We start from the raw sequence: 13037 nt of genomic DNA on the forward strand, positions 1-13037 counted from the left end.
TATACCCAGATCAGTCCCTTAACCTTAATATAAATTTTCCCAAATTAAAAAGAAAAGCCAAATCAATATGGGGTAAGATATAAGAAAAGGACAAAAGGGGGATAGTCAACGAGGCTGAAGTTGGGATATGATTCGGGAAATATTTATTTAAGGGGGCGGCTTTTATGAATTACCAACAGATAAAATATGAGGTTGAAGATCGGATATTAACTATCACGCTCAACCGACCTGAGAGATTGAATGCCTATACAGAAATATTGCGGGCAGAAATGATTGATGCTTTAGATCATGCGGATGCTGATGATAATATTAGGGCCATAATCGTCACCGGAGCAGGGCGCGCTTTTTGCGCAGGAATGGATTTGGGTGATGGCGGCGCAACTTTTGATTACTCCGCGGTTACTGAAGATGAACACCGGGATAGCGGAGGACTGCTTGCCCTGCGCATCTATCAACTAAAAAAGCCTATCATAGCGGCTATTAATGGACCGGCAGTTGGCATAGGGCTGACCATGACGTTTCCAATGGATATACGTATCGCCGCTGATAATGCCAAGATGGGTATCGTTTTTGTACGCCGGGGTGTTCTGTTGGATGCTTGCAGTTCATGGATTCTGCCTCGGATAGTGGGAATCAGTCAGGCCCTCGAATGGGCTATGACTGGCAGGGTATTTTCCGCCCAGGAAGCATTTGCCAAAGGATTATTAACTAAAGTGGCGGCGCCGGAAGAAGTACTGCCGGCTGCGCGGGATATTGCCCTGGAGATTGCTCAAAACAGCGCGCCTGTGTCGGTGGCTCTTACCCGGCAGCTGCTGTGGACTATGTTAGGAGCCGATCACCCTATGGCAGCCCACCGCATAGAATCAAAAGGGTTCCACTGGGCCGGTCAGCAGCCGGATGCTCAGGAAGGTATTACCGCTTTTCTGGAAAAAAGGCAGCCAAATTACACTATGAGTCCAAGCACAGGCATGCCCGATTTCTATCCCTGGATAACCGAACCACCTTTTAGAATTAAATAGATCTTGGCATATCCTGGCTATATTTGTGTGAAGAAAACGAGAAGCAAATAGAATTGCGTGATATAGACGCTGGAAATATAGTGATTCTACATAGTTCTGATATTTAGTACCCCGGGGCATACCTCTACCTTCCAGGGAAGAGGGGGCCCTTTTTCTCCGTCTAAATCGGTCCTAGCCTGAGGTTCCAGGCTGAGGTTAAATACCTTGCCCCGGCGGTGAATGACGTTTTTATCTTCCAGGAGCCCTCCGCGCTGGTAATTAATCAGTAAACGCGTTAAACCGGGCATAAGGCCTGGCTTAATGGCCATGAAATCGAGCATCCCATCGCTCATACACCCGCTGGGCAATAATCCCTGAAAACCGCCGGCTGTACCGCCGTTTAATATCAGGAACAGCAGGATTTCTTCTTCATATTTTTCATCATCAACTTCCAGTTTAAGCTGCAGAGGTTTGATTTTAGGCAGTTTCTCCATGGCTTTAATGTAATAAGCCAGGCGGCCCAGAGCATTTTTTAACCGGTAATCCACATCATGAGCGGTTTCGGTGATGAAACCGGCTGAAGCGACATTAATGAAATAATCCTGACCGTTTACCATTCCCAGATCTATGGGGGTAAGCTGACCTTCAGCGATTACGCGACAGGATTCTTCCAGTTTGGCAGGAAGATTAAGGTAGCTGGCCACATCATTGCTGGTACCCTGGGCTAGAATGCATAAAGGCACATTGAACCCGCAGCGCATCATTGCGGCGGCTACCCCGTTAATAGTACCGTCACCGCCTGCAGCTATCAGACTGTGATATTCATGGGCATTAAGTCTGCTCAGATAGTTAGGTATTTCTTCATTGCTGTTAAGACGTATGGGAACGAGCTGTAAACCGCGATTCTGCAGTTTGTGTATAACCGTGTCCAGCTTATATTTGAAACGACCTTGTCCTGCTACCGGGTTGTATAACAGGGCTACCTTGCTGCTCATTAAAATGCCCCCTGGAGAAATCGTTAATTATATTATCAACAAGTCAAATAGATAAAAGCAAATCAAAATTCCCAGGTGCGAAAGGGGTAATAGGTGGTAACAGGGCAACAAGGATATGTCCTTAATTAATATTGAAACTCGGCAGCTTGAGGTCATATTTTTTCAGTACGACACTGATAGATTCACGGGATAAGGCGGTCTTTATTTCAACCTGCCGGGCGCGTTGGGCCAGGTTGTTAAGTTTTTCTATAAAGCGTATGAGTACCTTTTCCGAAGCAAAGCTGACTTCTTCAATGTTAATCAGAAAATTTTGGTACATTCCCGGAACATTGTTATACAGGGTTTTAAAGGTTTCGCCCAGAGAGAAATCATTTAGATACCCCTTTAAATTAAGCACAAAGGTTTCTTCCTGTTGGGATATTTCTATATGAATTAATTTTTCAGTGGCAAAGTATTTCAGTTTTCGCAGCTGAAAGGTTTCAATGCTTTTAGATATGCGGCTTTTCCATCCCAGCGTCTGCACCGGGGCAGACAGTGAATTCAGATAGATATAAAACCACCGGTTATCCCTCAGCCATTTGCGAATCATCCAGAAACCCAATGCCCGGAAGGCCGCTGAACGTATTCCGGTCAGGAAAAGGTTGCCGAATATGTTCGGGAAGGAATAGAATTTTTTAAATGCCTCCATGCTCTTAACCTGCAGTTCATATGCTGACATCAAGCGGGGCTGAAATACTACGTGGTGAGCATCATACAGATTCCAATCCCTGGTTAAGATGCGCCCCTGTTCCTCCAATTCCTTGAAGGTGCGGCTGCCGGGCAAGGGGGTTAAAATCATGAACTGAACGCTGTCAATGCGGTTGCGCAGGGCGAATTCCAGGGTATCATCAATAGTTTCAGCGGTGTCGTCATCCGAGCCGAATACAAACATTCCATGCAGCATAATACCGTATTCATGAAAGCGTTTTATACAGTATTCGATATCTGCGACCCCTTGTTTCTTGTTATAAGTTTTGAGGGTTTGGGGATTAACAGATTCCATACCCACAAATACCGTGCCGCAATTGCTGTCACGCATTAGAGCCAGTAATTCGTCATCGCGGGCCGCATCAGTCCTGACCTGGGCGCACCACCAGGAGGGAAGGGTTTTTCTGGCTATCATTTCTTTTAACAATTCTTTAGTATGGCGGGGGTTAGCGGCAAAATTGTCATCTATAAAAAATACCTGTTTGCCTTTATACTGCTGCAGTTCTTCGAGAATGGATTCTGTTTCCCTGTAACGGTATTTGCGCCCGAACATTGAGGTTACACTGCAGAAAGTGCAATCAAAGGGGCAGCCGCGTGATGTCATAACGGGGTAGGTTGACATCTTCAGGCTGGAAAGCAAAGAAAAGTCCGGAAAAGGCACCTGATTAATATCTACCCAATCAGGACGGGGGTTATGTACTACCCCCTCGGCGGTTTTAAAAGATACTCCTGGTACTGCCCAAGGTAATTCGTCACGTTCAATGCAAGCAACCAGATCAGTAAAGGTCAGGTCAGCCTCACCCCGGCAAACATAATCGCAGTGCTCCAGGGCTTCCTCGGCCATGAAACTGACATGTGCTCCGCCCATGATCACTTTTTTCCCCTGACTGCGGGCAAAATCGGCCAGGTGGTAAGCTTCGATGACGGTTGAAGTGGTAGTGGATATGGCGATCAGATCAGAGCTGCTTATATGCGATAGTTTGATATCACTGCGGGAACCAAGTATAAGATTTACTTCATGTCCTTTTTGTTTTAACAGGGTTCCAGGATGGGAAGCCCCAAACGAGGCATTTTTACAGTACTAAAAACATGTTTTCCCGGAGCTTTGGGTTCAATTAAAGTGATCTTCATGCGGATAATCCCCCTTAAATTACATGGAATTCATTAACAAACTAAACATGTAGTTTTAAAAACTATGTATTATTAAAATAAATACTATTACATGAGTTATTTAATTGCAATACTTAATAATATTTGTTTTAATTTTGATTAGAAAATAGAGAACGAAATAGACCCTGACTTCAAAGACTACTACGATTTGGGGAGGTATTTGAATGTTCAATGAAAAGGAAATTGCCCGTTGTATTGACGAAATATCTTTGTTTGATGAGGTTAAATTGAATGATATACCTGATATAGAGCTTTACGTGGATCAGGTATATGCCTTTATTGATAAAAAACTATCCCATCTTAAAAGGAATGATAAGGATAAGCTGTTGACAAAAACTATGATCAATAATTACACCAAGCGGGTTTATTGATGCCTCCGCTTAAAAAGAAGTATTCCCGCCAGCATATTGCTTTATTGATCCTGGTTTACTACTCAAAACAAATTTTATCCATTAACGATATTTCTATACTTTGCAGTTTCCTTTTGCGTACCAACCCGGAAGAAAAAACGAAATTATGGGGATCGCGATGCTATCATCAATGATTTCTATAACCTGACTCAAGAGATTAATAACAACGATCTTTATGATTTGAAGGCTATTTGTGAAAACCAGGCCGGATTAATCAAGGCGAAAACGTCCGAACTGGATAATGAGGAAAAGGAATCGATGCAGTGGGCTTTACTGGTCATGTTTCTGGTATCACAGGCAGCTATGCAGAAAAGATTGGCCGAAAAGATCATCGACCAGTACCTCAAAAAGGATGCGCCTATTTATAAAGGCAAATAATGTTTATATTCTGTGTTTGAATAATCCTCGTTATCCGCGTCTTTTTTCTTACGAATAAGAAGGAAACTGAAACTCCACTGGCGTATTATTTAAACTAATTGCATCCTGTGGGGAAGAAGATGAGAATAATGGGGGGCTTATTACGAGCAGCAAGCACTGGACCGAATTTACCGAGGATGAAATTCTCCAGGCCAACATAGACAAATATAACCAGGAACATATTATTAATTTCTATCAGGATTTTGAAGAGCCTCGTTACTCATATATTGAATACGAGATCATTTTTAAGGCCGCATTGCGGTATCTACAAGGATTCAGGCCCAGGTTAAAGGCTGTGGATATGTGCGGCGGAGCCGGTAAAGCTGCTTTTGTAATCAAGAGCTGCGATCCTGATTGCCAGGTTACCCTGGTAGACTGTTCGGACAAAATGCTGGATATTGCCCGGCAAAAGGTTCGGAAACAGAATATTCAGGGGCTGGAGGTTGTGCTGGATGACGCCTTCAGTTTTTTGGCCAGGGATGAAAAGTTTGATTTAATTGTATTCTCATCGGCGGTGCATCATTTCAAAGACCCGTTGGCTTTGTTAGAGGCCGCGTCCAAACGACTGAACGATAATGGCTTGATTGTGACTATTGCTGACCCTACCACTCTCACCAAAACCCGTCGCTATAAATTTTTTGAGTTCATGTTGAGTGATAAGGAAACAAAGAAAACTAAGGTGAAGAGCTGGTTTGCTTTTAAAAATAACGGAGAAACTGCCGCCGGCCAGGATTTTGACCTGGCTGAATACCAGACCTATACGGGCATAGATGATAAAAAACTGGCCTATGAACTTACCAAACTAGGTTTGCACCCGATGGTGCATATGCGCTATCCGGCCGGTGAACCCTATTTAACCAAAATTATGCCCTGGTTAGGTTTATGTTGGGCTTTCAGTATGATAATCAGTCCCCATCAGGTTAATGACCATGCTCTCAAGGTTCAGGGGATAAAGGAACAGTTGAAAAGAGAAATGCCCTTCAGGTTCCAGTTTTGCTGAGCCAGGATGATTATTGCAGATTATTTTAATCTATAATTTGAATCATTAAAAAAGCCTTGACAGAAATAGTGGTTAGCATTTAGGCTTATTTTAAGGATATAACTTAATATGATGAGATGAGTTTAGATGAGCGTAGAGGAGAACATGACGAGATGAGCAGGTGCGAGTACAGATCGGCCGCACATTGAGACGTGCCGGTTTTTGTTTTTCTAATAATCCTGGTTTAAAACTTCCATCAGCTATGGCTGAGCTTGTGGCTGCTGTTCGGTGTGCTTATCGTATTACACTTTCAGCTAGTGATAATAACATAATGATTATCTTTTTCCGCAGCGCTTCACCTCATCTAACCGACCATCCCCAATATTTCAGACGATGGCGCTTCCAATAGCTGTTATCTGTAATCTGCCATTCCATACTAACCGCCGGACCAAACGTGAAAATCGCCATAAAGAATTAAACAGAAGAATCTATGAGAATCTGGGCTAATCTGTGGGTAATTTTGTCAAATTTAAAATCTGTGAAGTCTATGCCAATTTGTAATTCTGAGAGGAGAGATTATAATGTTTGACCGCTATTTAAAATGTGTTGTAGGCGGTGAATCTCTGAACCCCGAGGAGGCGTATCTCACAGCCAGGATGCTTCTGCATGATAATATCCCCGAGGTCAAAGCCGCGGCATTTCTGAGTGCTATGAGGACTCGTAAGGAACGAGCTGGTGAATTGGAAGGGTTCGTGCAGGCTTTATATGAGGAAGCTGTGAAAATTGACAGCGATTATGAATTGATCGATACCTGCGGCACCGGCGGCGATGGGCTGAGCACCTTCAATATTTCCACGGCTGCTGCTCTGGTTGTCGCCAGCTGCGGGGTGCGGGTAGCCAAACATGGCAATCGGGCTATGACCAGTAATGTAGGCAGCGCTGATGTTCTGGAAGCTCTGGGGGTTAATATTGAACTCAATCCGGATGAAGCCCGCAAAATGCTGGATGAAGTGGGAATTACCTTTTTATTTGCGCCCCATTATCATCCTATTTTAAAACAGGTCGGCCCTCTGCGCCGTTCATTAGGAGTAGCCACCATTTTTAATTTCCTTGGACCTATGTTGAATCCATGCACACTGACTTATCAAGTGGTAGGCATATATGATGTGAGCCTGCAGGAGGCGATTGGCGACACCCTGGCCAGGAGAGGCCGCAAACGTGCTCTGGTGGTTCATGGCGAAAACGGCATGGATGAGATTAACCCTGCCGGCAAGACTCTGGTTTATCAGGTGGATAACGGACAGGGGCATTTCTATGATTTAGACCCGGTGGATTTGGGTATGGAACACGTTCCTCTGGATAGTATCAGAGGCGCTGACCGGGAAACCAATGCCCGCATTGTGTACGAGGTTGTGGGAGGGAAACCGGGTCCGCATCGCCAAACAGTCTTGCTTAATGCCGCGGCGGCTTTAATGGTTGCGGGGCGCGCGGCTGATTATAAAGAAGGGATGCAGCTGGCTGCCGAGGCTGTAGATTCGGGAAAGTCCATGAGGACCCTGAAAGCATGATCAGCTTCAGCCGGGACAGGGTGGCAGTATGCTAGAAAAGATAGCCAGGGCTAAACGCGAGGAAATACGAATATTGAAAATGACTTATGATACCAGTTCAGTTAAACCCAAGGAAGTACCGGTTGAACCCGGACGGGCATTAAAGACATCTCAGGGGCGAGTGCAGGTAATTGCCGAAGTAAAAAAGGCTTCTCCGCTCAAAGGCCTGTTTATTTCCGAGCTGGATGTTGCGGGGATGGCCCGCGTCTATAAGGATAACGGGGCGGCGGCCATATCTGTAATTACTGATCAGCCTTTTTTCCAGGGCAGCAAAGAATATCTGCGGGAAGTGAAGCAGACAGTAGATGTACCGGTATTACGCAAAGATTTTATACTTGATGAAATTCAGCTTTATGAAAGCCTGGATATAAACGCCGATTTTGTTTTGTTGATAGCCGCTATGCTTAATTACCAGGAACTTTTAAAACTCAGTGAAAAAGCTCAGGAGCTTAAGCTTTGTCCCTTATTGGAGGTTCACGGAAAAGAGGATCTGGAAGCCGCTCTTGACCTGCCTGTGCAGCTGATTGGTATTAACAATCGCCGCCTGAAAACCTTTGAGGTTGATTTGGCTGCCAGTCTGAAATTGGCTGATTTAATCCCGGACAGATTTATTAAAATCAGCGAGAGCGGCATAAAAACGCCTGATGATATGAAGCTGTTAGAAAAAGCTGGGTTTCAGGGAGCCTGGTGGGAGAGTCCCTGGTTACCGCTCCTCATCCGGGTAAAAAACTTCGGGAACTGGTTTGCTATTACGGAGATGAATGAAATGACAAGGGTAAAATTCTGTGGCATAAAAACTCTGGAGGAGGCGCGCTGCGCCGAGCGCCTGCAGGCCTGGGCCATCGGCGAGGTGTTTGCTCCATCATCTCGCCGCCTGGAACCGGATAACGCCGCCAGGATTAACCGGCAGTTAAAAGGAACCGTCAAGAAAGTAGGGGTATTCGTGAACGAAAAATTTGCAGCCCTTTGTGATATCATTGCAGCCTGTCAGCTTGATATGGTGCAGCTGCACGGGGAGGAAAGCCCGGAATATCTGGCTGAATTGCCGGTTCCGGCCATTAAAAGCATATCAATGCGTTCGCCGTTTGACCTAGAGGAGGCAAAACGATGGCGACCCTGGGCTTATCTCTTTGATGCTTATCATCCCAGTTTGCGGGGCGGCAGCGGTCAGGTGTTTGATTGGACCTGGCTGGAGCCTTTGCGAGATCAGGCCCGTTTTATTGTAGCCGGGGGACTGAATCCGGATAATGTGGGAATACCAGTGGAAAAACTCAGGCCCTTCGCAGTAGATGTTTCCAGCGGAGTGGAGATGGCCGGCGGAGGAAAAGATTTTAATAAAATGGCGCGGTTTATGCAGAAGGTAAGGGAGGCAGATAGTAATGTATCCAGATAATAAAGGTTACTACGGCAGGTATGGAGGCAGGTTTGTGCCTGAGACCCTCATACCCGCCCTGGACAGTATAGAAAAAGCCTATAGGGAAATGCAGGCCGATCCGGCTTTTAATAGGGAACTGGACAATTACCTGAAAAACTATGTGGGGCGGGAATCTCCCCTTTATTATTGCCGAGGCCTAAGCAATAAAATAGGCGGCGCCCGGATATACCTTAAACGTGAAGATTTAAACCATACCGGTTCGCATAAAATCAATAACACCATAGGCCAGGCCCTGCTGGCCCGCTATATGGGAAAAAGACGGCTTATCGCTGAAACCGGTGCCGGACAGCATGGAGTAGCTACAGCCACGGCGGCTGCGGTTTTGGGAATGGAATGCACGGTCTACATGGGGGCCAAAGATGTGGAAAGGCAGAGTCTTAATGTCTTTCGCATGCAGATGCTGGGAGCTGAGGTTCGGGAAGTTAAGAAAGGCAGTGAAACCCTTAAGGATGCGACCAATGAGGCTTTCCGTGATTTTATCGCCAGTTTTGAATATTCGCATATGCTTATTGGTTCTGTGGTAGGACCGCACCCCTATCCCATGATCGTCAGGGATTTCCAATCTGTCATAGGCCGGGAATTAAGAGAACAGTTTTTAAGCCAGGAAGGCAGGCTGCCTGATATAGTGGTGGCTTGTGTGGGCGGGGGCAGCAACTCCATGGGGATATTCTATCCCCTGCTCAATGACGAAGTTGAATTAATAGGTGTAGAAGCGGGAGGAATTGAGATAAGGCCCGGTAGACACTGCGCCACCCTGTCAGAGGGCAGCGACGGCATCCTGCACGGCGCCTTCAGCCGTTTGCTCCAGGATGAACACGGGCAGATAGAGGATACCCATTCCATTTCGGCAGGTTTGGATTATCCGGGTGTGGGGCCTGAACATGCTTATCTGCGTGAAAACCAACGGGTGAACTATGTACATGTCAGTGACGAAGAAGCGTTACAGGCGTTTTTCAAGTTGTGTGAATATGAAGGAATAATTCCTGCCCTGGAAAGTGCACACGCTGTGGCCTATGCCTGAAAATAGCCCCGGAAATGTCGCGGGACAAAACCGTGGTGGTCAATCTATCCGGGCGCGGGGATAAGGATGTCCAACAGGTGGCGCGGTATATGCAAAAAAGCAACAGGCACGGATAAGGAGGTTTCATAATGCGGGATTTACGAGATAAATTCAGGACTCTTAAGGACAGAGATGAAATGGCCTTGATCGCTTTTATTATGGCAGCTTTGCCGGACGAGGATTTATGCTTGGATTGCATTAAGGCTTTGGAACAGAGGATGCGATATATTGGAACTGGGAGTGCCCTTTACCGATCCCCTGGCGGATGGTGAAATAATCGAGCGTTTTCATCACCGCGGGGTAGCGCGGGGATTAAATCTTCAGCGGGGTTTGGAATTCGCGGCCCGGGCTGCCAACATTACTGCTATGAACCTGGTGCTCTTTTGTTATTTTAATCCCATTTACCATATGGGGTTGGATGTTTTCGGGCAACAGGCAAGGGAGGCTGGGGTTCAGGGCTTAATTGTACCCGATGTGCCGCTGGATGAGATGGCTGTTTTACGTGAAAGCCGTCTGGACGTTATTCCTATGGTGGCGCCCAGCAGCACTCCGGAACGAATGAAAAAAGCCGGAGAATACGAGCCCAGCTTCATTTACTGCGTGTCAGTGCGTGGAGTCACCGGGGTGCGAGTTTTGCCGGAACAGGAAATTAAGGATTATTTAACCAAGGTTAAAAGCTGCGCCCAGACTCCGCTGGCTCTGGGTTTTGGCATATCCAGCCCCGAACAGGTCAGAACTTTCCACGGTTATGCTGATGGAATTGTAACCGGAAGCTACCTGGCCCGTTTGCTGGAGGAATACGAATCCAAACCCCAACTGCTGCCTGGAGTAATGGAAAAAGCCATGGCTGAATTAAAAAAGGCCGCGGTTAAGGAGTGATAAAATGCCGGGTTATAGACTGGCCGCTCGTTCGGAAGATCATATAGACACGGTAGTAAAAATCCCCATGGCCACAGGGACGCTCTCCATCGGAGAAGGCTGCTGCACTATTATTGCGGGACCCTGTGCTATAGAATCCCGGGATGCTTATCTGGAGATTGCCTTGATGCTTAAAGATATGGGCGTGCATATTTTGCGGGGAGGGGCTTATAAACCCCGTACGTCCCCTTATTCTTTTACCGGATTGGGCGCAGAGGGCCTCGGTATATTGGCCCAAGCCCGTAAAATAACAGGATTGCCGGTTGTCACAGAGGTTCTTGATACCCGCGATGTGGAAAAGGTCGCCGATTACTGCGACATATTGCAGATTGGCAGCCGCAATATGCAGAATTTTTCCTTGCTAAAAGAAGCCGGGCATGCTGATAAGCCAGTTATTCTTAAACGCGGTCTGGCAGCAACCATTCAGGAATGGCTCCTGGCTGCGGAATATATTCTGGATGCCGGTAATGAACAGGTAATACTATGTGAACGCGGCATCCGTACTTTTGAAGATATGACCCGTAATACTGTGGACATCGGGGCGGTAGCCTGGTTAAAGAACTGTCGCATTTGCCGGTTCTGGTAGATCCCAGCCATGCTACGGGGCGCCGTTCGCTGGTTGCCCCGGTAGCAAGGGCAGCCATAGCGGCAGGAGCTGACGGCCTTATGATTGAGGTGCACCAGGAACCTGACAAAGCTTTGTCAGACGGGCCCCAGTCTCTCACCCCGGCAGGCTTTGCGGCTTTGAAACGGGATATAGATATGCTGGCCTCTTTTCAGGGTAAACAATGCGTATAACAGGAGATGAATACATGAGTGCAGATATTAACGCGGTTGATCATTTTTCCTGCTGCAATTATTGCAGCCTGGGTGGTATTGAAATACAACGCAAAGTGGAAGACATCAGTATAAACGGTGCGGTTGACAAGATATTGCAGGATATCGACTACCGTAAAGGCGCTCTGTTTTCCAGCAGCTACGAATATCCCGGGCGTTATACCCAGTGGGACATCGGTTTTGTAGATCCCTGTCTGGAACTAAGAGCTGCAGGGCGGGATTTTAGTATCAAAGCCCTGAATGCTAATGGCGCCAGGCTCTTGCCTCCTATACTGACCAAGCTTCAGGAACTGGCTGAAATTAATAGTATGCAGATTGTCCAATCAGGTATTAACGGTAACATAATGCTGCCGGCTGGTTTTTTCCCGGAAGAGCAGCGCAGCAGGCAGCCTACTATTTTTACGGTTATAAGAGCCATAAAAGATATACTGGCTTGGCCTGATGATCGTTTTCTCGGATTATACGGGGCATTTGGCTATGACCTGGTTTTTCAGTTTGAACCCATTAAACTGCAGCTGCAACGAGACCCCTGGCAGGAAGACCTGGTTTTGTACCTGCCTGATGATTTTGTGGTGGTTGATCACCGCATGGCCAAGGCTTACCATTTCAACTACAGTTTTGCCGGAAATGGACAGGATGGCAGAGAATTTATTTTTGCCGCACCCGCCCCTCAAACTGGTGCGGCCGGAGAGGAAAACGCGCCATTGCCCGCATACCAGGAGGGGCGATATGCCGGGATCGTGAAAGAGGCGCTGGATTACTTCCGGCGCGGGGACCTTTTTGAAGTGGTGCCTTCACAAACCCTTTATAATAAATGCGAATTGGCGCCGTCAGGGTTATTTAACCGATTGCGTGCTATTAATCCCAGTCCTTACGGGTTTGTCATCAATCTGGGCCATGATTTTCTGGTAGGAGCATCACCGGAAATGTACGTAAGAGTAGAAGGGAAAAGGGTAGAGACTTGTCCGATTTCCGGGACCATTAAACGAGGCCGGGATGCGGTGGAAGACGCCAGCCAGATAAGGACCCTGCTTAATTCATATAAAGATGAAGCTGAGCTTACCATGTGCACCGATGTGATCGTAATGACAAATCCCGCATTTGTGAACCAGGGTCGGTAAAGGTTATCGGTCGGCGTCAGATAGAACTCTATTCCCACCTGATTCATACCGTTGACCATGTGGAAGGGGTATTAAGGGAGGAATTTGATTCCCTGGATGCCTTCCTGAGTCATATGTGGGCGGTTACCGTAACCGGCGCACCCAAGCGGGCGGCTATACAATGGCTTGAAAATCACGAAGATTCACCGCGGGGCTGGTACGGCGGAGCAGTAGGTTTTCTCAGCTTCAACGGAGATCTTAATACCGGCTTAACTCTGCGGACTATCCATATCAAAAACGGAATCGCCAGGGTGCGGGTTGGCGCTACCCTCTTATATGATTCGGTACCTGAGCATGAGGAAGA

Annotated in this window: 9 protein-coding genes and 4 pseudogenes; 11 read left to right on the top strand and 2 right to left on the bottom strand. The window is 46.8% G+C overall.

The window, feature by feature from the left end; genetic code table 11:
• Window positions 1-164: 164 nt before the first annotated feature.
• Window positions 165-1019 carry a crotonase/enoyl-CoA hydratase family protein gene (locus JCM14374_RS06910; protein WP_054695285.1) on the top strand — a complete coding sequence of 285 codons (855 nt, stop codon included), beginning with the start codon at window positions 165-167 and terminating at the stop codon, window positions 1017-1019.
• An 86-nt stretch (window positions 1020-1105) separates the two neighbouring features.
• Here JCM14374_RS06910 and JCM14374_RS06915 read toward each other — a convergent pair whose 3' ends face one another.
• Both JCM14374_RS06915 and JCM14374_RS06920 read right to left on the bottom strand, forming a co-directional pair.
• Window positions 1106-1993 (bottom strand): diacylglycerol/lipid kinase family protein, encoded by an 888-nt coding sequence (locus tag JCM14374_RS06915; RefSeq protein ID WP_054695288.1) that lies wholly within the window; start codon window positions 1991-1993, stop codon window positions 1106-1108.
• A 121-nt stretch (window positions 1994-2114) separates the two neighbouring features.
• Window positions 2115-3779 carry a B12-binding domain-containing radical SAM protein gene (locus tag JCM14374_RS06920; protein ID WP_369397316.1) on the bottom strand — a complete coding sequence of 555 codons (1665 nt, stop codon included), beginning with the start codon at window positions 3777-3779 and terminating at the stop codon, window positions 2115-2117.
• Window positions 3780-4074: 295 nt separating this feature from the next.
• Between JCM14374_RS06920 and JCM14374_RS15730 the strand changes: the two are divergent.
• The 10 genes and pseudogenes from JCM14374_RS15730 to JCM14374_RS16070 all read left to right on the top strand — a co-directional run.
• Window positions 4075-4454 (top strand): annotated as a pseudogene (locus tag JCM14374_RS15730) (DUF1836 domain-containing protein).
• A 46-nt stretch (window positions 4455-4500) separates the two neighbouring features.
• On the top strand, window positions 4501-4698 hold the full coding sequence (locus JCM14374_RS06930) for a hypothetical protein (protein ID WP_054695296.1): 198 nt from the start codon (window positions 4501-4503) through the stop codon (window positions 4696-4698).
• Between the two features lie 280 nt (window positions 4699-4978).
• Window positions 4979-5737, top strand: a complete 759-nt coding sequence (locus tag JCM14374_RS06935; protein ID WP_278279249.1) for a class I SAM-dependent methyltransferase — start codon at window positions 4979-4981, stop codon at window positions 5735-5737.
• Window positions 5738-6297: 560 nt separating this feature from the next.
• A complete protein-coding gene (gene trpD, locus JCM14374_RS06940; protein ID WP_242848872.1) occupies window positions 6298-7284 on the top strand; it encodes an anthranilate phosphoribosyltransferase in 987 nt (328 codons plus the stop codon).
• A 28-nt stretch (window positions 7285-7312) separates the two neighbouring features.
• Window positions 7313-8716 (top strand): phosphoribosylanthranilate isomerase, encoded by a 1404-nt coding sequence (gene trpF / locus JCM14374_RS06945; protein WP_054695302.1) that lies wholly within the window; start codon window positions 7313-7315, stop codon window positions 8714-8716.
• Window positions 8703-9895 (top strand): annotated as a pseudogene (gene trpB / locus JCM14374_RS06950) (tryptophan synthase subunit beta). The gene trpF and the pseudogene trpB overlap by 14 nt, the downstream one beginning before the upstream one ends.
• A 12-nt stretch (window positions 9896-9907) precedes the next feature.
• On the top strand, window positions 9908-10090 hold the full coding sequence (locus JCM14374_RS13765) for a hypothetical protein (RefSeq protein WP_172674180.1): 183 nt from the start codon (window positions 9908-9910) through the stop codon (window positions 10088-10090).
• Window positions 10047-10697 carry a tryptophan synthase subunit alpha gene (gene trpA, locus JCM14374_RS06955; protein ID WP_054695305.1) on the top strand — a complete coding sequence of 217 codons (651 nt, stop codon included), beginning with the start codon at window positions 10047-10049 and terminating at the stop codon, window positions 10695-10697. The genes JCM14374_RS13765 and trpA overlap by 44 nt, the downstream gene beginning before the upstream one ends.
• A 67-nt stretch (window positions 10698-10764) precedes the next feature.
• A pseudogene (gene aroF, locus JCM14374_RS06960) lies at window positions 10765-11534 on the top strand (3-deoxy-7-phosphoheptulonate synthase).
• A gap of 383 nt (window positions 11535-11917) precedes the next feature.
• Window positions 11918-13017, top strand: a pseudogene (locus JCM14374_RS16070) (chorismate-binding protein); the annotation flags it as partial.
• Window positions 13018-13037 lie beyond the last annotated feature (20 nt).

Origin of the sequence: Syntrophomonas palmitatica JCM 14374 (genome assembly GCF_001311885.1) — a bacterium.
Taxonomy (GTDB): Bacteria; Bacillota; Syntrophomonadia; order Syntrophomonadales; family Syntrophomonadaceae; genus Syntrophomonas_A; species Syntrophomonas_A palmitatica.